The organism is Marinobacterium sp. MBR-109 (assembly GCF_040547565.1).
In the GTDB taxonomy this organism is placed as follows: domain Bacteria; phylum Pseudomonadota; class Gammaproteobacteria; order Pseudomonadales; family Balneatricaceae; genus Marinobacterium.
In genome coordinates this window covers 55144-77653 of record NZ_JBEPPZ010000016.1, presented here as the reverse complement: position 1 = coordinate 77653, position 22510 = coordinate 55144, and the positions used below count along the sequence as shown (strand labels likewise).

The window sequence follows — 22510 nt, the reverse complement described above, 5'->3', positions numbered from 1 at the left end:
ATAAAGCGGCTCATGATGACGTTCCGGTCATAGCTCGATCTCGATAATAGGGGGATTATCTCACAGGGCTATCGAAAACCCGACAGACTGCTAGAATCAGGGGCATATGAAACAGACAGACTGCACCAGCACCCACAGCCCCTGTGCTGCTCACTGGTGCAGGCCTGCGCAGTTGCGGTGCAGTATTACACCTTGAAGCGGCCGGTCTGCTGCTGCAATTGCTGGGCATACCCATCCAGTGAGCGGCTGATGTTGCCGATATCCCGTGAGCGGTCGGCACCCTGTGTGGCCAGGTCGTTGATTTCGGTGATGCTGCGGTTGATCTCATCCACGACCTGGGTCTGCTGCTCGGTGGCGGAGGCGACGCTGGTGTTGACGTCGGTGATATGAGAGATCGCCTCCAGGATCGTCTGCAGCTCGGCCTCTGCGCTGCTGGAGAGGGACTCGGTGGCGCTGGCTTCCTTGCTGCCGGTTTCCATTACGGCGACCACATCAGAGACACCATTCTGCAACCGGCTGATCATGTTCTGTATGTTCTCGGTGGACTCCTGCGTACGGCGAGCGAGGGTACGCACCTCGTCGGCTACCACGGCAAAGCCGCGGCCTTGTTCGCCGGCGCGGGCGGCCTCGATGGCCGCGTTGAGCGCCAGCAGATTGGTCTGCTCAGCCACATCACGGATCACATCCAGCACGCTGCTGATCTCGTTGGAATTGTCAGCAAGCGCTCGGATTGAGGTCACCGCTTTTTCGGTCTGTTCGGCCAGGCGGCGCACCTGAGCTGAAGACTGGTGAATGATGTCGGCGCTGCGCTGACCGGTTTGATCCGCTTCACGGGTAAGGTCGGCGGCGCGTGAGGCGTTGCCTGCCACCTCTTCAATGGCGCTTTGCATCTCATTGATGGCCGTTGCCACCATGGAGATTGCATCAGTCTGGCGGCTGACACCTGCATCGTTATCCTTAGCAGCCGATGCCAGGCGACCTGACTCCTGTCCCAGCTCGCGGCTAAGGCTCTGGATGCTGCCAATCATCTGCTGCAGATTGCTCAGCACCTGATTGAAGCTGTTGCCCAGTTTGCCCAGATCATCGTCGCTTTCGACCGGGATGCGTTGGGTCAGGTCACCTTCACCCTTGGCGATGTTGTCCAACTGTTCACGCAGGGCCGTGATGGAGCGCAGAATCAGACGCATGAAAATGAAGAACAGGCCAAGACTGAGCAGGAGTGCCAGCAGTGTAATGACCAACGTGGTGACCGAACTGCTGACCCCCTCCGAAGATGCCTCGGCGGCTCGCTCCTGCGCCAGCTGCTCGGTATGGGAGCCTACCCGGTCGAAATAGTCGCGCAGCTGGTTGAACAGCGGCTGTGTGACCTGCTGTGACAAGGCTCGTGCACGTTCAGGGTTGCCGCTCTGTGCCAGTTGCATCACTTGGCGAGCCGATCCCTCCCATTGCTGAAAGGCCTGCTCGAACCCCTCGGCTGAATTCATGACGCCCGTGCCGCGAAGACGCCCGACAGCCTGATTGAAGCGGTCATGGGCCTGCTGGGCGTTCTCGTCAAAATCAGCGGTCAGTGCGCTGGCATCTTCCTGATTGAAGCCGGCATTGACAGCGGCCATCTGTGCCACCAGTGCCTGATACAGGTCGCGGTCACCGTTAAGCACTTCACTGATGGCGGGCAGATAGTTGCCGGAAATGTCATCGGTGTCGGCTACCAGGTTGCGGCTGGTGTTGACACTGAACAGCCCGACAAAGACCAGTGCTGCAGCCGTAATAACAAAGGGGAGCGCGATGCGGGTACGAAATCCGGTTTTTGCGGTCATGGGGGCAATTTCCTTGCAGAAGTTTGCTCAAAGAGTAGCAATAGAAACGGTAGGGTTAAAGTTGAAACCGGATGACCCGACACCATGGCAGTGGTAGTCTGAAGTCAGCTTTTTCCCCCGATTCAGGCCCACAACGGAGTATTGTCAGGCCATGAAATTCAAACCCGGTTTTGGTTATCTTGCCCTGCTGCTGACAGCGTTGCTTCTGGTCTGGCTGTTCAGTGGAGAGCTGCGCAGCAGCCGTGACCATGCCCCTGAGACCGTCACACCCGAGGCGGAACAGGTTGCTGTCGCTGTCGAACTGAGTACGGCTCAACCCTATCGTCGGCAAGTTGTGCTGCAGGGGCAGGTTGAGCCCTGGCAGAGTGTGGATCTGCGTGCGCAGATCAGCGCCACGGTAGATGCCTTGCCGGTAGAGCGAGGTGCTCAGGTTGCTCAGGGCGACCGGCTGCTGCAGCTATCGGAAGATGACCGTCGCAGCCGCCTGTTACAGGCGCGTGCCCAGCTGGCTTATAGCCGCAGCCAGCTGGAGGCGGGGCAGAGTTTGCGCCGGCAGGGACTGAATGCACAAACCGACCTGCTGCGGTTGCAAAGTGAGCTGGCCGTTGCCGAACAGGCGGTACGCAGTGCGGAGCTTGCACTGAAGCACACACGCCCAGTGGCACCTTTTGCCGGCGTACTCGACCGGCTCGACGTGGACCAGGGGGACTATCTGGTTGCCGGTCAGGTCTGGGGACGGCTGTTGGATACGGCGGTGCTGCGAGTGCGAGCGCAGGTACCGCAACAGCAGGTGGCCGGGCTGGAGCTCGGGCAACGGGCCGAACTGGTTTTGCTGGATCGGCGTACCCTCAGTGGTGTGGTCAGTCACATCTCCAGGGAGGCGGATAGCGCCACCCGGAGTTTCACGGTGGAAATACGGCTGGAAAACCCCGAAGGTCTCAGAATCGCCGGCGCCAGTGCCACGGCCCGGATAGAGATCGGCAGCGTGGATGCTCACCGGATCTCCACAGCCCTGTTGACGCTGGATGATGCCGGTCAGCTGGGTGTGTTGTACCTGGAACCGGATGACCGGGTACAGTTCGCCCCGGTGCAGCGGATCAGTACCGGCACCGAGGGCAGCTGGGTGAGCGGGTTGCCGGAGGATATTCGGCTGATCACGCTGGGTGGCGGCTTTGTTTCGCCGGGTCAGCGGGTCAGGGTACATCAAGCGCCGGAGTCGCGTTGATGGAGGCACTGATTCGCGCCGCGATGAATCGCAGCCGGGCAACGCTGCTGCTGTTGCTGATCCTGCTGGCGGGCGGGTTTGCCTCATGGGTGACCATTCCCAAGGAAGCCAACCCGGATGTCACCATTCCCTATATTTATGTTTCCATGCGACTGGAAGGGATCAGTCCCGAGGATGCAGAGCGGCTGCTGGTACGGCCGATGGAGCAGGAGTTGCGCTCGCTCGAAGGGGTGAAGGAGATGACCTCCATCGCCGCGGAAGGGCACGCTTCGGTGATGCTCGAATTTGATGCCGGTTTTGACCCCAAAACCGCACTGGCGGATGTGCGAGAGAAGGTCGACACCGCCCGCACCGAACTGCCGGCCGAAGCCGACGAGCCCAGCGTTAACGAGATCAATATCGCCCTGTTCCCGGTGCTGTCGATCGCCCTCTTCGGCCCGGTGAGCGAGGCCGAACTGGTGGGAACGGCCCGCCGGCTCAAGCAGGAGATTGAAGGTATTGCCGATGTGCTTGAGGTGGATATCGGGGGGGATCGTGAAGACCTGCTGGAGATCATAGTCGATCCCCAGGTGCTGGACAGCTACAACGTTGACTATGCTGCCCTCTATCAGTTGGTCAGCAATAACAATCGGCTGGTAGCTGCAGGCAGTCTCGATACCGGTTCCGGTCGGTTGCCGCTGAAAGTGCCCGGTGTAATCGAAGATCTCGATGACATACTCAACATGCCGGTGAAGGTGGATGGCGACCGGGTGGTCACCTTCTCCGATGTGGCGATGCTGCGCCGAACCTTCAAGGACCCCAGCGGTTTTGCGCGTATCAATGGTCAGCCCGGGGTGGTGCTGGAGGTGTCCAAACGGGCCGGCTCCAACATCATCGACACCATTGATCAGGTTAAGGCACTGATCGAGCAGGCGCGTCCGCTGTTGCCGGAGGGGGTGCAGGTGCACTACGTGATGGACCAGTCGGAAGAAGTGCAGGAACTGCTCACCGATCTGCTCAACAACGTGCTGACGGCGGTGGTGCTGGTGCTGATCGTAATGCTGGCGGCGCTTGGGCTGCGTTCGTCGCTGCTGGTGGGGCTGACCATCCCCGGCGCCTTTCTGACCGGTATTTTGCTGATTTACATGCTGGGGTTCACGCTGAACATCATTGTGCTGTTCTCGCTGATACTGGTGGCCGGAATGCTGGTGGACGGCGCCATCGTGGTGTCTGAGCTGGCTGATCGTAACCGCCAGCAGGGGATGACCCCGGCTGAGGCCTGGGCCGGTGCTGCCAGTCGCATGGCCTGGCCGGTGATCGCCTCCGTTGCCACCACCATTATGGTATTTATGCCGCTGCTGTTCTGGCCCGGTATTGTCGGCGAATTCATGAAATACCTGCCGGCCACCGTGATCCTCTGCCTGCTGGCATCACTGGCGATGGCGCTGGTGTTTCTGCCGGTCATGGGGCAGGCCAGCGGAGGCGGGCGTCTGCCGCCGCAGAAAAGCCACAGCAGCAGACTGGGCCGTGGCTATCGCCGCACGCTGTCATTCCTGCTGGCCAGGCCTGGACAAACACTACTGGCGATGCTGCTGGCGATGCTGCTGATTTACGCTTTCTATGGTCGCTTTAACCATGGCGTTGAGTTTTTCCCCGATGTTGAGCCGGAGTCCGCACAGGTCCTGATCCATGCCCGTGGCGATCTGTCCGTGTACGAGCGGGATACGCTGGTCAAGGGGGTGGAACAGCGTTTGCTTGGCATGTCTGAAGTCGAGGTGCTGTACGCGCGCAGTTTTGCCATGGCAGACGGACAGATGGCTGAAGATGTCATCGGAATACTGCAGTTCCAGTTGATCGACTGGCATCAAAGACGACCTGCTGCGGCCATTCTGGAGGATATGCGTCAGCGTACCAACGACCTGCCAGGGCTCAGGCTGGAGTTTCGCAAACAGGAGCAGGGTCCCAGTGCCGGCAAGCCGGTGGTGTTGAAACTCAGCTCACAGGACAGTGCAGCACTGGATCAGGCGGTAAGCCGGGTGCGCAGTGCCATGGTTAAACTGGGCGGTCTGGTGGATATAGAGGATGACCGCGCCCTGCCGGGAATCGAATGGCAGCTGCAGGTGGACAGGGAAGAGGCCGCCCGCTTCGGTGCGGATGTGCTCTCAGTCGGTAATGCCGTGCAAATGGTCAGCAACGGCTTGCTGCTGGCCACCTGGCGGCCGGAAGACGCGCTGGATGAGGTGGATATTCGCGTGCGTCTGCCCGAATCCTGGCGCAGCCTGGATCAATTGCAGCGCATGACACTGGCGGGCAGTGGTGGACAGGTGCCGCTGAGTCATTTCGTGACGCTGCAGCCGTCCCAGAAGACCGGCACCCTGCGCCGGGTGGACGGTCAGCGCACCATCACGCTGCAGGCTGACGTGGCGCCTGGCTTCCAGGTGGCCGAGCGGTTGCAGGCGCTGCTGGATACCAGTGACGGCCGTTTGCCTGAAAGTGTGAGCCTCAGCGTTGGTGGGGAAGGTGAAGATCAGCAGCAGGCAGCCAGCTTCCTGATCAGTGCCTTCATCACTGCAATCCTGTTGATGATGTTGATTCTTGTGATCCAGTTCAACAGCTTTTACCAGACCCTGCTGGTGCTGTCGGCCATCGTATTTTCGACGGCGGGTGTTCTGATCGGGCTGCTGGTCAATGGCCAGTCATTTGGCATTGTCATGGTGGGTATGGGCATCATTGCGCTGGCCGGTATTGTGGTGAACAACAATATCGTCCTGATCGACACTTACAACCAGTTGCGCAGTGAGGGCATGTCGCCGTTCGATGCAGCATTGGAAACCGGTTGTCTGCGCATGCGTCCGGTACTTCTTACCGCGATTACCACAGTGCTGGGATTGATGCCGATGGTGATCGGCGTTAACGTCAACCTGCTGGAACCCAGCCTGGGTTTTGGCGCGCCCTCGACCCAGTGGTGGACGCAACTCTCCAGTGCCATTGCAGGTGGGTTGACCTTTGCTACCCTGTTGACTCTATTGCTCACCCCTTGCATGCTGGTGCTGGGGGAGCGGATGTTTGCCCGTTTCGAGCACAGATTCGGTCGGAGTTGATGCGCTGCCAAGCGTCGCGGTGTTCAAATCCTTAATATATGTTATATCATAACAAAAATTGGATGACCGCCTGTGGGAAGCCCCGTGGGTCGGCTGAATACCCGCAGTTTTTATGAGAGTAGCATGCCTATGAACGCTGTACTGCCCGATGTGTCCTTGACAGACGACGCTCCATTTCTGACGCCTTTGCAGTGGGTTGGGATGCAGGGCATCGATCTGCCCGTCACACTGGCAGAGCCGGGGTGCCAGCGGAGTCTGCATGCGCGTGCCGATGCTCAGGTGGATCTGCCGGCTGCACATATCAAGGGAATCCACATGTCACGCCTCTATCGGCTGCTGGACGGTCTGGCTGAGGATGTGCTGATACCTGAGCGCATACAGCAGGTGCTGCTGGCGATGATCGACAGCCACCGGGACTGCAACAGCAGCAGTGCGCGTATCGGTCTTTCGTTTGACCTGCTGGTGCGCCGGTCAGCACTGGTATCGGAGGCGCTGGCGGGCTGGAAGTCATACCCCGTCAGGCTGGATGCTCAATTGGTTGAGGGCCGTTTCAGCCTGCGTGCCGAAGTGGTTGTGGAGTATTCCTCGACCTGCCCCTGCTCGGCAGCACTGGCGCGACAGCTGGTGGAACGCCGCTTTCTCGACGACTTTTCCCTGGATCAGTCCATTTGCCGTACGGAGATGGCCAGCTGGCTGCGCCGCCATGCCACACTGGCAACGCCGCACAGCCAGCGCAGTGAAGCCCGTGTCAGCGTCGGCCTGAGGGCGACCGACGCTTCGCTGGCACTGCTTGCACTGATTGATACCATCGAAGCCGCCGTGGCGACACCGGTGCAAACCGCAGTGAAGCGAGCGGATGAGCAGGCGTTTGCGGCGCTTAATGGTGCCAACCTGATGTTTGTCGAGGATGCGGCCCGGCGTATACAGGATGCCCTGCAGCACCGTTTCCATGGCCCGCGTACTCGGGTAAAACACCTTGAGAGTCTGCATCCACATGATGCCGTTGCCTGGGCCGAGTGAAAACGGACATTGTTTAACCCGGTGTGATCAGCGAAAATACCTGCCATTGACGATCAACCGCACACACGGGGCGCAACGCCCTGTCCCTGTCCAGAACAGAAGACCCGAATTCATGTCCATCGCTCAGGAAGTTTCCAAACGCCGTACCTTTGCCATTATTTCGCACCCGGATGCCGGTAAGACCACCATCACCGAAAAGCTGCTGCTGCTTGGACAGCTGATTCAGGTGGCGGGTACCGTCAAGGGTCGTGGCAGCGACCGGCATGCCACCTCGGACTGGATGAGCATGGAGCAGGAGCGCGGTATCTCCATCACCTCGTCGGTGATGCAGTTTCCGTACAACGGCCGTACCGTCAACCTGCTGGATACACCGGGGCACGAAGACTTTTCAGAAGATACCTACCGCACCCTGACTGCTGTGGATTCGGCACTGATGGTGGTGGACGGTGCCAAGGGCGTTGAGGAGCGCACCATCAAGCTGATGGATGTGTGCCGCCTGCGTGATACGCCGATCTTCTCCTTCGTCAACAAGATGGACCGTGACATCCGCGACCCGATCGAGTTGCTGGACGAGATTGAGGAAGTGCTGAAGATTCAGGCGGCGCCGATCAACTGGCCGATCGGATCTGGCAAGTGGTTCAAGGGTGTGTATAACCTCTACACCGATACCATTCACCTGTTTACTCCGGGTCAGGGCCACAAGCTGCCTGAAGACAAGCGCATACAGGGGCTCGATTCGGATGAAGCCCGCACGCTGCTGGAAGATGACTATGACGAGCTGGTTGAAGAGCTCGAACTGGTCAAGGGCGCCTGCCATGAGTGGGATCAACAGGCCTATCTGGAAGGCAGAATGACGCCGGTGTTTTTCGGTACGGCATTGGGCAATTTCGGCGTGAAAGAGATGCTGGATGATTTTGTCGAGTGGGCACCCGCTCCGCCGGCGCGTCCGACAGAAAGCCGTGAAGTGGCGGCCAGTGAGGAGGCGTTCAGCGGTTTTGTTTTCAAGATCCAGGCCAACATGGATCCGAAGCACCGCGATCGTATCGCTTTCATGCGCATCTGCTCTGGCTCTTATACCCGGGGTATGAAGATGAAGCATGTCCGCATCGGCAAGGATATCCGCATCGCCGATGCGGTTACCTTTATTGCCGGTGACCGTGAAAACGTGGAAGAAGCCTGGTCCGGAGACATTATCGGCCTGCACAACCACGGTACCATTCAGATCGGCGATACCTTCACGGCGGGGGAAAACCTCAAGTTCACCGGGATTCCGCACTTCGCACCGGAGATGTTCCGCCGCGTACGCCCGACCGACCCGCTGAAAATGAAGCAGCTGCAGAAAGGTCTGCAGCAGCTGTCGGAAGAGGGTGCGGTACAGCTGTTCCAGCCGCTCAAGAACAATGACCTGGTGCTGGGTGCGGTAGGGCAACTGCAGTTCGAGGTGGTGGTGTTCCGTCTGAAAGACGAATACAAGGTTGAGTGCATGTACGAGCCGATCAGTGTGCAGACCGCACGCTGGGTGGAATGCAGTGATAACAAGATGCTGGAAGATTTCCGTCGCAAGGGCTACGACAATCTGGCCGTGGATGGCTCCGGCCTGCTGACCTATCTGGCGCCAACTCGGGTGAATCTGTCACTGACCGAAGAGCGTTGGCCGGAGATCCAGTTCCGCGCGACTCGGGAGCACTGATTGCTGATCGACACCATCTGCCATCTCGACTTTACTGATTTTGATCCTGACCGAGCGGCGGTGATTGAGCGTGCGCGTGTTGCCGGTGTTGCGCAGATTGTGGTGCCATCGATCACGGTGGATAACTTTGAGCGGGTGCTGGATCTGTGTGCTTCAGACCCGAGCCTGTATCCGGCTCTGGGATTACATCCCTGTTTCAGTCATGACATTGAACACGATCTGGAACGGCTGGATGCGATGCTTTCGTTGGCGGCAGGAGCCGTGGTGGCGGTGGGCGAGATCGGCCTGGACTTTCGCCCCGGCCAGGCAGAAGCGGCACAGCAGGAGCAGCTGCTGGAGGCGCAACTGAAACTGGCAAAGGCCCACGACCTTCCGGTGCTGCTGCATGCAGTGAAGGCACACGACCAGGTACTGAAACTGTTGCGTCGTCATAACCTGCCCCGGGCGGGTATCGTGCATGCGTTCTCCGGCAGCGAGCAGCAGGCGCGGGAATATGCAAAGCTGGGCTTCAAGCTGGGGTTTGGCGGTGCGATGACCCATGAACGGGCGCACAAACTGCATCGGTTGGTGGCTGAGTTGCCACTGGAGTGGCTGGTGCTGGAAACGGATGCGCCGGACATGCCGCTCAGCGGGCATCAGGGCGAACGCAACGAACCCTCAAGGGTGGCTGAAGTTGCCCGCCTGATCGCGGAGCTGCGCGGGATTTCCGTGGAGGAGGTCAAGGCCGTGACTCATGCCACGGCGGTCAGTCTGCTGCAGCTGTCTTACTGATAGATGCTGCCGTAGGCGTCATCCAGAGTTTTCCAGACGGTGTCGGTCTTGCTGTTCACCGGAACACGATAATAGCGCTTGTCTGCATCGATCGCTTCGCTGCCGTAGCTGCCATCCGGCGGGGTGAGGATCAGCTTTGCCAGGCTGGCGGGGTAGTTAGGGCCCTTGATGCGCTCACCATAGGCCTCTTCAATCGGTCCCAGTTTGTAACGCACCGATACGATGGAGGTCAGTTCCTGACAGCGTCGGGTCTCGCCCTTGCAGAACTGAAAGTAGCGGGTATCCATGACATAGAACTGATCAGCGGTCGGATCTTCCTTCAGTGCCCCTGACAGGTTGACGCAGCCACCGAGCAGCAGGGCTGCGGTAGCCGGTAACAACAGTTGTTTCATCCCGATTCCTCCTTGTTATGGTCGTTTCAGCACAGATCTTTGTACGGGTTTTCGACCTGCAGCGAGATCGGGTTGGTATAACCGGGCAGGCGGATTTCATCGGCACTGATCTGCAGGTCTTCCCCCGTCAGTACGTTGTGATCGTACAGATAGATGGGTCTCGCCTGACCCATGATAGCAGATTGATTATAGCCCTCGGCCTGCTCACGCACCTGTTCGCGCCGCTTGCGCCAGGCATTCATGGCGGCTTCGCCATGACGCCTTGTCAGCAGCTGCTCGACGACATGGGGGGCCATGATCGCAGCGCTGGCGTTGTTGCCGCCAAACCCCTTGGCGTTGATCAGCACCGAATCCATCCCGGTGGCGCCGGTTTCATGATGGGTCAGCGGGAAGTGCAGGTTGGAGCTGTGCACATCTTCTGCAATCTCGGCTGTGGTGGTCAGACCCGGCACGATGCCGTGTTTCCAAACGCCCAGTGAGGCAAACAGCTGATCACCCCCTGCAGTGCCCTGTGAGTGTCCAAGATAGGCTTTTACCGCACTGACGGTCCAGTCAGAGATATCGAATGCCTTGGCGGTCTCGTTGATGACATGAGACTCGGTTACGCGGTTCTGTGGTGTACTGGTACCGTGTGCCTGCACAAAACTGCGCTGCTTGAGCGACTCCTCTCCCAGCAGTGTACCGATCAGTGATGCCGCCTTGCCAAGGGTCATGTAGTTGCCGATGCCCGGTGCCGAAATTGACTTCTTGTGTCCGTCGGCATGGACAAAGACATCGGCCACCGCACCGTGGATGTCAGCGCCCAGCTCCAGTGCAAGGTCATCGCTCATCAGCACCAGGAACTGGCTGGACTCGCCCATGGTAAAGCCGCAGTTGTTGCCAAATGGGCGACAGGCCCTGCGGTAGTGTTCTTCGGCCATCTCGGCCAGATCGTCCAGCGCCATCAGCTGCTTGTCTTCGGCCAACGCGCCCATGGCGCGAAAACCTTCAATGATCTCTGGGGTAACCGGTGCATCACTGCCACCGACCAGTACCAGCTTGCTGCGGCCGGTACGTATCGCCTCGACGCCGCTTTTCAGGTTGTACAGAAAGGTGGCACAGGCACCCAGTGCGCCGCCGGTTGTACCGACGTTGCCGAGCAGGTAGGCATTGATGAAGTCAGCCGGCATCTGGGCGTAACCCAGCGGCATCTGCTTGGACGTGGTGCGTTTGCCCAACGCCGGGAACTTGGTCAGGCCGCCAAAGCCGAGATCATCCAGCTGGCCGATTGAGTTGCTGGCGAAGACCGCAATCTGATCCGGGGACAGCAGGTCCAGAATGGTCTGATACTCGATCCCCATGGAGCGCAATGCGTCGGAAGCGGCAAAAACCGCCATCTGCAGCCCGCGGGGGTGGTTGCGCGACTGGTACAGTTTACCGGGCTCGAACCCGGTCGGCAGCATGCCGGCACTTTGCACCAGAGCCGGTTTGGAATCCGGGAAAATCAGTTCGCAGCTGCCGTCGATCCGTACTTCAACCTGACCGCCGCCAATCTCTTCAATCTGCCAGTTTGTTGGAATCTGTTGCGGCAGCTGGCGGCTGCGCAAACGGAAGCTCAACCCCTGATCGCTGCCCTTGATACTGGCCGGGCGGTTGAACATGACGGCATTCACATCGAACCAGTCGGGGTGGATACGGCGAATCAGCGTGTTGTCACGGACCTGTTGTTCAATGCGGCAGGTCAGCTCGGCGGCCGTGAAGCGCTCACTGGCATCGCCCTGCAGCCGGTAGCTGCCGGCGTCATACTGCGCAAGTCCAGTCAGGGTGGCCAGATCGATCAAGGAGTCCTGTCGACTGGAGGCGTCCAGCTGATCCAGTATCAGGCGACGATAGCCCTGGTGAAAGGAAGAGCGACCAGCGGGGCTGATACCACCAAAACCGACAATGACAGGCAGCTGAGACAAAAGATACTCCTCGGAGTGGTGACGCGGATGACAATGAAGGATAACAGCGCATTTTATCGTCTGATCCTGGCGCTGGCCAGCACCCATATGCACTCCCGTGCAAAAGCGATACTGGTTTTCATTTCGTATTAAGCTATTCTGAGCTAAACAGTATCAGGCCTGCTCTTCCACATGGAGGAGTCGGAGACTGTATTCAGGAGAAAACCATGAAAAAGCTTATGATCACCTCGCTTGCTTCAGTTCTGTTGCTGAGCGGATGTACAACGCTGGACCCCTACACTCAGGAGTCCAAAACGTCACAGGCAACCAAAGGTGCCGGTCTGGGTGCGCTGGGCGGTGCCGTGCTGGGCGCGGCTGTGGCCGGCAAGGGCGATCGAAATGAGGGCGCACTGGCCGGGGCTGTCATTGGAGGAGCCGTTGGCGGAGGGATCGGTTACTACATGGACCAGCAGGAAATGCAGCTGCGTCAGCAGCTGGAAGGTACCGGTGTCCGTGTGGAGCGTGTTGGGGATGATATCCGTCTGATCATGCCGGGTAACATCACCTTTGCCACTGACAGTGACCGGGTTGATCCATCCTTTTACCCGGTGCTTGATTCGGTTGCCCGCGTGCTGACCAAGTTCGAGAAGAGCCAGGTCGCAGTGGAAGGCTACACCGATTCGACGGGCTCGTTTGAATACAACCAGCAGCTTTCGGAGCGTCGCGCCAATAGTGTTGCGCGCTACCTGAATTCGGCTGGGGTCAGTCATCTGAGACTGGATGCGCGCGGTCTGGGGGAACGTTACCCGATTGCCAGCAACGACAGTGCGGCAGGACGAGCCATGAACCGACGGGTAGAGATCAAGATCCGCGGCACTCAACGCTGAGTCTGCTGGCCGTGCGGGAGATGCTCCTGCACGGCTGCAATATCAAAGGTTTTCGCTTTCCTGAAGTCGTTCAAACTTGCCCAGCAGTCGCTGCAAGCCCTGTTCAGTGCTTTCGCGTTCGGCTTCCAGTGCCGTCTTGCTCTCGCGCAGTTCGCTGACTTCCAGTCGCAGCAGTTCGACCTCTTCGATCAATCCCTCAATCTTGTTTTCCAGTTCGGTAAAGAGTCCGCTCTGCATCTCGGTGGTGCTCCTGTATAGGTGTGGATGATTCAGGGCGCAAGACTAAGCTGCTCAGTGGGCGATTACAATATCATCCTGCTGGATGTTGAGGCTGCCGCTGTCGGCTGGCAGTCGACCCCGTGACAGCGTTGGCTGCACGTCTTCCAGTGTCAGCGTCTGGCGCGTATTGCGCAGCTCCGTGATCGGCATCTGATTGGCATCGTAATGGGTGTAGAGCCTGTACACGCTCAGACGATCGCCCGGTTTCAGGCCCGCCAGTGAGCCTGCGCCGATCCATGCCTCATTGCCTTCCGTGCGCGTGATGCGGCTGCGGAAAGGCTCGCACATCAGCGTCTCATCAATGTAACTGCTGATCTCCTGCAGGGTGGCCTGAACTTTTTGGCCAAAGTCCTGTTGCCAGAACAGGGTGCTGCCGAAGCCGGTTTTCTCATGCACCGGGCGGTTCCAGCGGCCCGCTGTAGCGAAGGGTTGTTGCCACATCAACTGGCCTGTGAAAGTGTCAAAAATGTAGAGGTCCAGTACAAAGTTGCGCAGATGTTTTGAGCTGGCGTAATCCAGTGTGCGGTAGGTGTCGAGCAAAATGTTGGGCGGGCGTGGGCCAGCCGGGTTGTGCAGGCCAAGATCGCGAATAATGCCGGTCACCAGAAACTGGGTTTGATGCTGCTGGGCGTGATTCAAGTGGCGGGACAGAGCGCCCTCGGGCAGTTGTTGAGGTGACTGATCCTGTGCGCCCAGCAGTTGCAGACTGCTGCGGTCGACGACATTGAGTGTGCTCTGTTGCAGGGACTGACTGATCAGTGTTGCCAGCCCCTGTTGGATGCCGTGCAGATCGCCATGGCTGGCATCAGCGGGCCGGGCGAGACTGAATCCGCCGATGGCAACCGTTTTGCGATAGGCCAGCGGCGGCTGGCCGTTGGCACAGCCGGCTTCAGCTTCCACCTCGGCCAGAATGCGCACCGTCAGCTGACTGCCACGGATGTATTCATCAATGATACGGATGTTGTTCAGCTGGGTCAGGCTGTTAATGCGCATGTTGTCGATTTCAAGAATGCCGTCACGTACCTCCTGTGTGGTGGAGATCCAGGCGCTGCCCTGCAGAGAGGCCTGTTCACGGGCGCGGCTGATGGCCAGTTCCCGAGCCTGCCCAAGGTCATTGTTGATGATCGGGGCCGAGCCCTCGGCCTCGATGGTGATGGCTGTGACATGGGGGGTGGTCAGTGTCAGGCAGAGCAGTAGCAGACGGCAAAGTCGGGTCAGCATGATGATCAGTGTCCTCAGGTGTTGGCCAAAAGGTATGCAATTTGTGGGTGCGATGCAAACACTGGTGGCAGTGCTATCCTGTCATCCCCCTATTTTGTGGTACATTCAGTGCAAATAACCCCCGACAGAGAGCGAAACGGATGAGAGTGGCAGTGCTTACAGCCTGCAGTCTGCTGATGCTGCTCGGCGGCTGTGCTCGGCAGGAGCCTGGGCCGGTCCAGGCCCATGTGGTCAGTATGCATCCTCAGGTGCTTGCGCAGATACAAGATGCCCGATCAGAGCGGCCACGCGGCAGAACTGAGCTGCAGCAGACCGGGGTCGCCCGCAGCGGGCTGGATCCCGTCAGTGAAGCGGTTGTGCAGATGGCTTATCAGCTGGAAACGGGCATGGACAAGAGCAACGTCAGCCGTTTGCCCCTGGCTGTACTGGCATTTCGCAATCTTCTGCAACCGGAGCAGGTGGGCGAGTTGGGGGAGCGCTTGGGTGACAGCTTTGTATTTCAGCTGGAGCAGCGCGGCTACAATCTGGTTGATTACCGTGCACAGAGTCTGGTAACCAGTGTGAAGCCTGAGATCGAGCCCTATAACATGTCGGCCCTGCGTACCCGTCATCGGATCTATTTTGTACTTACCGGTACCTATGCGCTGCACCCGGATGGTGTTGTGATTAACGCCCGATTGCTCGATACCACCACCCGTCAGGTCCTGGCTTCCGGTCAGAGCCACATTCCTCTGTCTCGTCTGGAGCAGCGCTGGCCCGGCTACAATCTGCTGGAAGCGCACGAGCGTGGCATGATCATTGAAAACAGACAAGGCCCGGCAGGAGGCTCTCAGTGATGAGATCAGTGGTTCTGATGATGCTGGCGCTGGTGCTGGCCGGTTGTGAAACCATGGTGCATTCGGTCAAGACGGTAGCGGAAGCGCTGCCGGACGTGCACATGAGCCCGCGTATTGAGGCGCCTTTAGAGCCGAACTGGGTCAGTGCGACCGGCTATGCGCCGATCAGTCTGCAGCCGGGGCAAACCGAACAGCAGAGGATGCTGATGGCGATGCGTGCCTCCAAGCTGCGCGCCTATCAGGAGCTGGCCGGCATCATTCATGGGCAGTACCTGTATGGCACTACCCGGGTCGAGGACATGGTGGTGCAGAACGACAGTTTCAAGACGGCCGTTGCCGGTATTGTGCGTGGCGCTCGCGTGGTCAAAAGCTACCCGGTACAGGACGACACCTATGCCACGGTGCTGGAGGTGGATCTGAATCAGGTTCAGCGCGCCTGGGTACATGAGGCCGCGCGCTGAGTCGTCACCTGCTACTGTTTCTGCACATGTTCATCCAGCTGCTGGCAGATCGCCTGCTGCAGCTGGCGACACAGCTCGGGGTCACTGATCGGCTGATTGTTGCTGTCGGTGATGAAGAAAAAGTCCTCGACCCGCTCGCCGATACTCGAAATCTTCGCCTTGCGTACCGAAATTCCGAACTCCACAAAAATACGCCCTATGCGTGCCAGCAGTCCGGGGCGATCCGGTGTGATCACTTCCAGAATGGTTTGCTGAGATGAGGGATCGTTGCTCAGAGTCAGGCGTGTAGGTGTGGCAAACAGCTTGAGTTGACGTGGCACCCGGCGCTGAATGATCTCGGGGTAATCTTCCGGGTCGTCCAGCTCTTCCGTCAGGTGGCGCTGGATGTTGGCCAAGTATTCAGGGTTTTCCGACAGCGGCTGGTTGTCATCCGTCAGTACCGTGTAGGTATTGAGGGTGCGGCCATGGTCGGTGAGGATGATACGGGCATCCTGAATGTTAAGGTGCAGCTGGTCCATGGCGGCAACCGTCGCCGGGAAGAGGGTAGGCAGATCTTCACTGTAGATGAAGATCTCGGTAGCGCCTTCAAATACGCGGTAGGAGGTCTTGCGAATCAGGACCAGCGGCAGGGGGCTGTCGCCGTGTTCCAGAATCGCCTGTGTATGCCAGGCGATGTTGTGTGCATCCTCTCGCAGGAAATAGTCATCGCCCAGCAGTGCCCAGTGATCGAATATGTCTTGCTCTCGAATGCCCTGGCGGGCCAGCAGTAGCATCGCTTCATGCTGTACCTGCTCTATCCGGTCTTCCTTGTTGATCGGGTTTTCAAGTCCACGGCGCAGTGAGCGCTTGGTATCCATGTAGAGCTGGCGCAGCAACGTGGCGCGCCAGCTGTTCCACAGCGTGTGATTGGTGGCGTTGATATCCGCCACGGTCAGGACGTACAGGTAGTCCAGGTGTACCAGGTCACGCACCTCCATGGCGAAAGCGTGAATCACTTCCGGGTCTGAAATGTCGCGTCGCTGCGCCGTCATGGACATCTTCAGATGGTTGCGTACCAGCCAGGCCACCAGGTGGGTATCCCATTTGCCAAGATGATGGCGTCGACAGAAGGCGATTACATCGTCAGCGCCCAGTTCCGAGTGGTCACCGCCACGGCCCTTGGCGATATCGTGGTAAAGCCCCGCAATGTACAGCAGCTCGATTTTGGGCAGCTGGTTGACGATGCGGTGGGCAATGGAAAACTGTTCGCGGTATTCGCGATGGCGGAACTGACGCATCTTCTGAATCACTTTCAGGGTATGCGCATCCACGGTGTAGATATGGAACAGGTCATGCTGCATCTGGCCCACGATTTTGCCGAACTCGGGCAGGTAAAGCCCCAGAATGCCGTAGCGGTTCATGCGCTTGAGTTCGGTCGATACGCGTTCCGGTGAGCGCAGCAGCTCCATGAACAGGGAGGTGTTGCGAATATCCTTGCGAAAGTCGTTGTCGATCAGATGGCGGTGGTTGCGCACCAGTCGAATGGTTGAGGCGCGAACCCCCTGAATGTCAGGGTGCTGGGCCATCAGTACGAACAGCTCCATGATGGCAAAGGGGTGGTGCTCGAACACCTTGTCATAGACCGCTTCCAGATAGTTGTTGTGAATCTGAAAGCGGTTGTTCAGTGGCCGGATGCTTTGTTCGTCATCAATGCGCAGGATCGCCTCGTCGAAGTGTTGCAGCAACATGTCATTGAATTCCGACATGGCCATGGCGACGCGGTAATACTTGCTCATGAACTGCTCAACTGCCAGCGCGCCTTCCTGGTCTTCGTAACCGAAATAGGTGGCCAGTGCACGTTGATGATCGAACAGCAGTCGATCCTCGCGACGCTTGCAAACCATATGCAGAGCATAACGGACGGTCCAGAGATAGAGCTCCCCCTTGTTCAGGGTGTCCAGCTCGGGCTCGGTCAGAAAGCCGTGGTCCACCAGGTCGCGGATGTAGGTGGCACCAAAGTGACGCTTGGCAACCCAGCCCACGGTCTGAAGGTCACGCAGACCGCCTGGTGAGTTTTTCAGGTTGGGCTCAAGGTTGTACTCGGTGTTGTTGGTTTTTTCGTGGCGCTCTTTCTGCTCGGCCAGCTTGGCCTTGAAAAACTCCTTGTCCGTCCATGCGCCCTCAGAGGTAACCCGGTCATACATCTCATTCTGCAGGGCAGGATCGCCGCAGAGTGTGCGCGATTCGATCAGGTTAGTGGCGATGGTGATGTCGTTGCGCGCCTCATCATAACACTGGTCGATGGTGCGCACGCTTGACCCCAGGTCCAGGCCAATATCCCACAGCAGTGTCAGAAAGCCGCTGATGCTGTCCTGGCATTCGCCGGGGTCGATCTGGTCGAACAGCAGCAGGATGTCGATATCGGAAAAGGGGTGCAGCTCTCCGCGGCCATAGCCACCCACCGCTATGAGAGCGGCTTGATGTGCTTCGGGCCAGGTGAACTGGGACCAGGCAGCATCAAGGATCTGGTCGAGCACCCAGGCGCGACCGTAGATCAGGCGGCGAATGTCCTCGCCCTGTCGGAATGCTTCATCCATGCGCTGCTGCGCTTCACGCAATGATTCCTTGAGCACTTTCATGACCGGCCTGTCACGGTTGGACAGGCTGGTGTGGAGCTGTGTTGGATCCAGCAGCTCCGGTGCGGCTTCTAGTGGCTGAGCGGTACGGGTCATGGAAAGGGCTCGTTCAGAGTGAAATCAGGCGACCATCTCTTCCTTGCGCAGGGTCAGAATCTCGTAACCGTCAGCGGTTACCAGAACCGTATGCTCCCACTGTGCGGACAGGCGGCGGTCAGTGGTTTCAACGGTCCAGCCGTCGCGCTTGTTAAGCTTTACGTGGCGCTTGCCGGCGTTGATCATCGGTTCGATGGTGAAGATCATGCCCTCCTTGAGCTCATCCCCTGTGCCTGCCTTGCCGTAGTGAAGTACCTGCGGGTCTTCATGGAACTCAGCGCCGATGCCGTGGCCGCAGTATTCTCGCACCACCGAGTAATGGTTGCTCTCAGCGTGTTTCTGGATCACCTCACCGATATCACCCAAGTGTGCGCCCGGGCGTACCAGTTCGATACCCTTTAACATGCACTCGCGCGTGATTTCACACAGGCGCTGGGCGTGTGGAGCGACATCACCCACGTAGAACATCTTGCTGGTGTCGCCGTGGTATCCGTCCTTGATCACGGTGATATCGATGTTGATGATATCGCCGTTCTTGAGCTTCTTGTCATTGGGAATGCCGTGGCATACCACCTGATTGACTGAAGTGCAGATCGACTTGGGAAAGCCGTGATAGTTGAGCGGGGCTGGAATGGCCTGCTGTTCATTAACGATATAATCGTGGCAGATCCGGTTCAGCTCATCGGTGGTGACGCCCGGCTTGACGTATGGCTCGATCATTTCGAGAACCTCCGCTGCCAGCCGGCAGGCGGTACGCATCTTTTCGATTTCTTCCGGGGTCTTGATTTTGATAGTCATAAATACTCGGTCTTGGCGCTTGAGAGGATGCCCGTGGCTGTAGGGCGAGGAGCCGGGCGTGAACTGGCGACTATTGTAGCGAACAAGACGCGTTCAGCCAAAGGGCGCTTCAAAAAGTGCATCGGCTATGGTATAAATCGCGCTCCCGAAAGAGATGCTCAGGCATCGGTCGGGGCTTTTAAATACATCAACTGAAAACACACACATATCGTCACATGCGTTCAGGGTGCCGCCAAGCGGTTGGGCGATGGGATATGTGGAGGTTATAACCCGTTAGAGGAAATACCACAATGGCTAAAGTTTCAATGCGCGATCTGCTCAAGGCAGGTGTTCACTTCGGTCACCAGACCCGTTACTGGAACCCGAAGATGTCCAAATTCATCTTTGGTGCGCGTAACAAGATCCATATCATCAACCTGGAACACACCCTGCCGGCTCTGAACAACGCCCTGGATGTGGTTCAGAACATGGCCAGCAACAAGAACAAGATCATGTTTGTCGGCACCAAGCGTGCAGCGGCCAAAGTGATCAAAGAGGAAGCCGCTCGTGCAGGCATGCCTTACGTTAACCACCGCTGGCTCGGTGGTATGCTGACCAACTACAAGACCATCCGTCAGTCAATCCGTCGTCTGCGTGAGCTGGAAGCCCAGTCTCAGGACGGTACTTTTGACAAGCTGACCAAAAAAGAAGCGCTGATGCGTAGCCGTGAAATGGAAAAGCTTGAGCTTTCCATTGGTGGTATCAAGGAAATGGGCGGTCTGCCTGACGCGCTGTTCGTGATCGACGTTGATCATGAGCGTATCGCTATCAACGAAGCCAACAAGCTGGGTATCCCGGTTATTGGTGTGGTTGATACCAACAGCAACCCGGATGGCATCGACCATGTTATCCCGGGTAACGACGATGCTCTGCGTGCCATCCAGATTTACGTCAAGTCCGTTGCTGATGCCTGCATCGAAGGCGCGGCTGCCAATGCTGGCAAGGGCGAGTTCGTGGAAGTTGACGCTGAAGAAGCTGCTCAGTAACCGAACTGACAACTGACGCGTGTAATCGTGTCTGGATGTGCAAAGGGGGGCCTGGCTCCCCTTTTTTGAATTTGAATTGAAGCGATTAATAAAGAGGAACGCGACATGGCGAATATCTCTGCAGCGATGGTCAAGGAACTGCGCGAGCGTACCGGCCTGGGCATGATGGAGTGCAAAAAGGCACTGGTTGAAGCGGAAGGCGACATCGAAAAAGCGATCGACGATCTGCGCAAGTCCTCCGGCATGAAAGCGGCCAAGAAGGCTGGCCGTACTGCGGCTGACGGTGTGGTAGCGGTCAAGGTTGCTGACGACAACAGCTATGCGGTTGCGGTTGAAGTCAACTCTGAAACCGACTTCGTCGCGCGTGACGACAACTTCCTGGGCTTCGTGAACACCGTGCTGGAAAAGGCATTTGCCGCCAAGGAAACAGACGTGGCTGCGCTGATGGCAGGTGAGCTGGAATCCGCTCGTGAAGCGCTGGTACAGAAAATCGGTGAAAACATCAGCGTGCGTCGTCTGATGCTGGTTGAAGGTGACAAGGTTGACGCCTACGTGCACAGCACTAACCGTCTGGCCGCCATCGTGGCGCTGAATGGTGGCAATGCTGACGTGGCGCGTGATATCGCGATGCACGTAACCGCGGTTAACCCCCGTATTGCACGTCCGGAAGATATGCCGGAAGAAGAGCTGGTGCGTGAAAAAGAGATCATCATGGCACAGCCGGATATGGAAGGTAAGCCGCAGGAAATCAAGGAAAAGATGGCCGGTGGTCGCATCAAGAAATTCCTGGCTGAAAACAGCCTGGTTGAGCAGCCGTTCGTCAAGAACCCTGAGCAGACTGTTGGTCAGATGGCCAAGGATGCGGGTGCTGAAATTGTATCCTTCGTTCGTGTTGCCGTTGGCGAAGGTATCGAAGTCGAGCACAAGGACTTCGCTGCTGAAGTTGCAGAACAGCTGAAGAAGTAAACAGCTGCTGCGCTTTCCGGCTGGGTGTAGCCCTTATGCCCAGCCGCATGCTTTCCTGCTACACTCTATGCCATTTCGTCCGCGCGGAGACAGATCATGCCTGCCAAAGATAAACAATCCAGATACAAACGACTGCTGCTGAAGCTCAGCGGTGAAGCGCTGATGGGAGAGGAGAACTTCGGGATCGATCCGAAGGTGCTCAACCGCATGGCGCTGGAGATTGGTCAGCTGGTGGGGATTGGTGTCCAGGTAGGAATGGTGATCGGTGGCGGCAACCTGTTCCGAGGTGCTGCGCTGAGTGCTGCCGGACTTGATCGTGTTACCGGCGACCATATGGGCATGCTGGCAACGGTGATGAACGCGCTGGCCATGCGTGATGCGCTGGAGCGCTGCAACATTGCGACCCGTGTCATGTCAGCCATTCCGATGAGTGGCGTAGTGGATCAGTACGACCGCCGCAACGCGATGCGCTACCTGAATCAGGGCGATGTGGTAATCTTTGCAGCCGGTACCGGCAACCCCTTCTTTACCACCGACTCGGCGGCCTGTCTGCGCGGGATCGAGATTGAAGCGGATGTGGTGCTGAAAGCAACCAAGGTTGACGGTGTATACACGGCGGATCCGATGAAAGATCCTGACGCGCGCAAGTATACTCGTTTGAGTTTCGATGAGGTGCTGGAAAAGCAGCTCGGGGTGATGGATATGACCGCCATCTGCCTGACTCGGGACCATGACATGCCTGTGCGGGTGTTCAATATGAACAAACCCGGTGCGCTGGTGAATCTGGTGTTCGGTGGCGATGAAGGTACCCTGATTGATAGCGGCTCTGTTGCTGGAGAAAACAATGATTAACGAAATTGTGAAAGATGCCGAAGGGCGGATGAAAAAAAGCGTTGAAGCGCTGGTCGAGAACTTCAAGAAAATTCGTACCGGGCGTGCTCATCCGAGCATTCTCGATAGCATTACCGTCTCCTACTACGGATCTGACGTGCCTATTCAGCAGGTCGCCAACGTCTCCGTTGAAGATGCACGCATGCTGACCATCGTTCCCTGGGAGAAAAAGGTCGTCAGTGATATCGAAAGAGCGATCATGAAGTCTGACCTGGGACTGAACCCGAGCACCAACGGCGATGTTATCCGGGTGCCGATGCCGGCGCTTACGGAAGAAACCCGCAAGAACTACATCCGTCAGGCGCGTACCGAAGCGGAAAACGCGCGTGTGGCGATCCGCAACATTCGTCGCGATGCGAATGGTGACATCAAGGGTCTGCTGAAGGAAAAGGAGATCAGTGAAGATGACAGCCATCGTGGCGAAGATCAGGTGCAAAAACTGACCGACAAGTATGTGGCCGAGGTGGACAGCCTGCTGGCACAGAAAGAAACGGACCTGATGGAAATCTGAACCAACG

Annotated in this window: 19 protein-coding genes; 12 read left to right on the top strand and 7 right to left on the bottom strand. The window is 58.0% G+C overall.

Translation table 11 applies throughout. The features are described 5' to 3' along the window. Positions 1–185 precede the first annotated feature (185 nt). Complete coding sequence (locus ABIE60_RS16105) at positions 186–1817, bottom strand: methyl-accepting chemotaxis protein (RefSeq protein ID WP_354470518.1); 1632 nt, start codon at positions 1815–1817, stop codon at positions 186–188. Positions 1818–1968: 151 nt separating this feature from the next. On the opposite strand from ABIE60_RS16105, the gene ABIE60_RS16100 reads away from it, so the two are divergent. The 5 genes from ABIE60_RS16100 to ABIE60_RS16080 all read left to right on the top strand — a co-directional run bounded on the left by ABIE60_RS16100 (position 1969) and on the right by ABIE60_RS16080 (position 9603). Continuing rightward, positions 1969–3042: an efflux RND transporter periplasmic adaptor subunit gene (locus ABIE60_RS16100; protein WP_354470517.1), complete on the top strand. Its 1074-nt coding sequence runs from the start codon at positions 1969–1971 to the stop codon at positions 3040–3042. Beyond that, a complete protein-coding gene (locus ABIE60_RS16095; RefSeq protein ID WP_354470516.1) occupies positions 3042–6122 on the top strand; it encodes an efflux RND transporter permease subunit in 3081 nt (1026 codons plus the stop codon). The genes ABIE60_RS16100 and ABIE60_RS16095 overlap by 1 nt, the downstream gene beginning before the upstream one ends. 123 nt (positions 6123–6245) lie before the next feature. Further along, entirely contained in the window at positions 6246–7142 is an 897-nt protein-coding gene (gene folE2, locus ABIE60_RS16090) for a GTP cyclohydrolase FolE2 (protein WP_354470515.1), read from the top strand. Between the two features lie 112 nt (positions 7143–7254). Then, on the top strand, positions 7255–8832 hold the full coding sequence (locus tag ABIE60_RS16085; RefSeq protein ID WP_354470514.1) for a peptide chain release factor 3: 1578 nt from the start codon (positions 7255–7257) through the stop codon (positions 8830–8832). Further along, a complete protein-coding gene (locus ABIE60_RS16080; protein WP_354470513.1) occupies positions 8833–9603 on the top strand; it encodes a TatD family hydrolase in 771 nt (256 codons plus the stop codon). It begins immediately after the preceding gene. Here the strand turns inward: ABIE60_RS16080 and ABIE60_RS16075 are convergent. Both ABIE60_RS16075 and ABIE60_RS16070 read right to left on the bottom strand, forming a co-directional pair. After that, positions 9597–9995 (bottom strand): hypothetical protein, encoded by a 399-nt coding sequence (locus tag ABIE60_RS16075; RefSeq protein ID WP_354470512.1) that lies wholly within the window; start codon positions 9993–9995, stop codon positions 9597–9599. The two genes, ABIE60_RS16080 and ABIE60_RS16075, sit on opposite strands and share 7 nt — an antisense overlap. A 26-nt stretch (positions 9996–10021) precedes the next feature. Further along, complete coding sequence (locus tag ABIE60_RS16070; RefSeq protein ID WP_354470511.1) at positions 10022–11938, bottom strand: beta-ketoacyl synthase; 1917 nt, start codon at positions 11936–11938, stop codon at positions 10022–10024. A gap of 206 nt (positions 11939–12144) precedes the next feature. On the opposite strand from ABIE60_RS16070, the gene ABIE60_RS16065 reads away from it, so the two are divergent. Further along, positions 12145–12804 (top strand): YiaD family glycine zipper/OmpA-like lipoprotein, encoded by a 660-nt coding sequence (locus tag ABIE60_RS16065; protein ID WP_354470510.1) that lies wholly within the window; start codon positions 12145–12147, stop codon positions 12802–12804. 42 nt (positions 12805–12846) lie between these two features. Here ABIE60_RS16065 and zapB read toward each other — a convergent pair whose 3' ends face one another. After that, a complete protein-coding gene (zapB, locus tag ABIE60_RS16060) occupies positions 12847–13041 on the bottom strand; it encodes a cell division protein ZapB (RefSeq protein WP_354470509.1) in 195 nt (64 codons plus the stop codon). Positions 13042–13095: 54 nt separating this feature from the next. Then, entirely contained in the window at positions 13096–14304 is a 1209-nt protein-coding gene (locus ABIE60_RS16055) for a flagellar assembly protein T N-terminal domain-containing protein (RefSeq protein ID WP_354470508.1), read from the bottom strand. Positions 14305–14444: 140 nt separating this feature from the next. Between ABIE60_RS16055 and ABIE60_RS16050 the strand changes: the two genes are divergently transcribed. Together ABIE60_RS16050 and ABIE60_RS16045 are read left to right on the top strand one after the other, a co-directional pair. After that, complete coding sequence (locus ABIE60_RS16050) at positions 14445–15140, top strand: FlgO family outer membrane protein (protein ID WP_354470507.1); 696 nt, start codon at positions 14445–14447, stop codon at positions 15138–15140. Next, complete coding sequence (locus ABIE60_RS16045) at positions 15140–15601, top strand: LPP20 family lipoprotein (protein WP_354470506.1); 462 nt, start codon at positions 15140–15142, stop codon at positions 15599–15601. The genes ABIE60_RS16050 and ABIE60_RS16045 overlap by 1 nt, the downstream gene beginning before the upstream one ends. Before the next feature lie 11 nt (positions 15602–15612). Here the strand turns inward: ABIE60_RS16045 and ABIE60_RS16040 are convergent, their stop codons facing one another. Both ABIE60_RS16040 and map read right to left on the bottom strand, forming a co-directional pair. Then, positions 15613–18312, bottom strand: a complete 2700-nt coding sequence (locus tag ABIE60_RS16040) for a [protein-PII] uridylyltransferase (protein WP_354470505.1) — start codon at positions 18310–18312, stop codon at positions 15613–15615. Positions 18313–18336: 24 nt separating this feature from the next. Then, complete coding sequence (map, locus tag ABIE60_RS16035; protein WP_354470504.1) at positions 18337–19110, bottom strand: type I methionyl aminopeptidase; 774 nt, start codon at positions 19108–19110, stop codon at positions 18337–18339. Positions 19111–19400: 290 nt separating this feature from the next. On the opposite strand from map, the gene rpsB reads away from it, so the two are divergent. From rpsB to frr, 4 genes are all read left to right on the top strand, one after another. Next, complete coding sequence (rpsB, locus tag ABIE60_RS16030) at positions 19401–20135, top strand: 30S ribosomal protein S2 (RefSeq protein WP_354470503.1); 735 nt, start codon at positions 19401–19403, stop codon at positions 20133–20135. Positions 20136–20240: 105 nt separating this feature from the next. Next, positions 20241–21101: a translation elongation factor Ts gene (gene tsf, locus ABIE60_RS16025; protein WP_354470502.1), complete on the top strand. Its 861-nt coding sequence runs from the start codon at positions 20241–20243 to the stop codon at positions 21099–21101. A 96-nt stretch (positions 21102–21197) separates the two neighbouring features. Beyond that, positions 21198–21953, top strand: coding sequence for a UMP kinase (pyrH, locus tag ABIE60_RS16020; protein WP_354470501.1), 756 nt, complete (start codon positions 21198–21200; stop codon positions 21951–21953). Next, on the top strand, positions 21946–22503 hold the full coding sequence (gene frr, locus ABIE60_RS16015; protein WP_354470500.1) for a ribosome recycling factor: 558 nt from the start codon (positions 21946–21948) through the stop codon (positions 22501–22503). Before pyrH ends, frr begins: the two co-directional genes overlap by 8 nt. The last annotated feature ends 7 nt before the right edge of the window (positions 22504–22510 follow it).

Excerpts from the sequence above, each read along its gene's own strand:
- ABIE60_RS16105 (WP_354470518.1), bottom strand. The coding sequence starts at position 1,817 with ATGACCGCAAAAACCGGATTTCGTACCCGCATCGCGCTCCCCTTTGTT.
- ABIE60_RS16100 (WP_354470517.1), top strand. The coding sequence starts at position 1,969 with ATGAAATTCAAACCCGGTTTTGGTTATCTTGCCCTGCTGCTGACAGCG.
- ABIE60_RS16095 (WP_354470516.1), top strand. The coding sequence starts at position 3,042 with ATGGAGGCACTGATTCGCGCCGCGATGAATCGCAGCCGGGCAACGCTG.
- folE2 (WP_354470515.1), top strand. The coding sequence starts at position 6,246 with ATGCCTATGAACGCTGTACTGCCCGATGTGTCCTTGACAGACGACGCT.
- ABIE60_RS16085 (WP_354470514.1), top strand. The coding sequence starts at position 7,255 with ATGTCCATCGCTCAGGAAGTTTCCAAACGCCGTACCTTTGCCATTATT.
- ABIE60_RS16075 (WP_354470512.1), bottom strand. The coding sequence starts at position 9,995 with ATGAAACAACTGTTGTTACCGGCTACCGCAGCCCTGCTGCTCGGTGGC.
- ABIE60_RS16065 (WP_354470510.1), top strand. The coding sequence starts at position 12,145 with ATGAAAAAGCTTATGATCACCTCGCTTGCTTCAGTTCTGTTGCTGAGC.
- zapB (WP_354470509.1), bottom strand. The coding sequence starts at position 13,041 with ATGCAGAGCGGACTCTTTACCGAACTGGAAAACAAGATTGAGGGATTG.
- ABIE60_RS16055 (WP_354470508.1), bottom strand. The coding sequence starts at position 14,304 with ATGCTGACCCGACTTTGCCGTCTGCTACTGCTCTGCCTGACACTGACC.
- ABIE60_RS16050 (WP_354470507.1), top strand. The coding sequence starts at position 14,445 with ATGAGAGTGGCAGTGCTTACAGCCTGCAGTCTGCTGATGCTGCTCGGC.
- ABIE60_RS16045 (WP_354470506.1), top strand. The coding sequence starts at position 15,140 with ATGAGATCAGTGGTTCTGATGATGCTGGCGCTGGTGCTGGCCGGTTGT.
- ABIE60_RS16040 (WP_354470505.1), bottom strand. The coding sequence starts at position 18,312 with ATGACCCGTACCGCTCAGCCACTAGAAGCCGCACCGGAGCTGCTGGAT.
- map (WP_354470504.1), bottom strand. The coding sequence starts at position 19,110 with ATGACTATCAAAATCAAGACCCCGGAAGAAATCGAAAAGATGCGTACC.
- rpsB (WP_354470503.1), top strand. The coding sequence starts at position 19,401 with ATGGCTAAAGTTTCAATGCGCGATCTGCTCAAGGCAGGTGTTCACTTC.
- tsf (WP_354470502.1), top strand. The coding sequence starts at position 20,241 with ATGGCGAATATCTCTGCAGCGATGGTCAAGGAACTGCGCGAGCGTACC.
- pyrH (WP_354470501.1), top strand. The coding sequence starts at position 21,198 with ATGCCTGCCAAAGATAAACAATCCAGATACAAACGACTGCTGCTGAAG.
- frr (WP_354470500.1), top strand. The coding sequence starts at position 21,946 with ATGATTAACGAAATTGTGAAAGATGCCGAAGGGCGGATGAAAAAAAGC.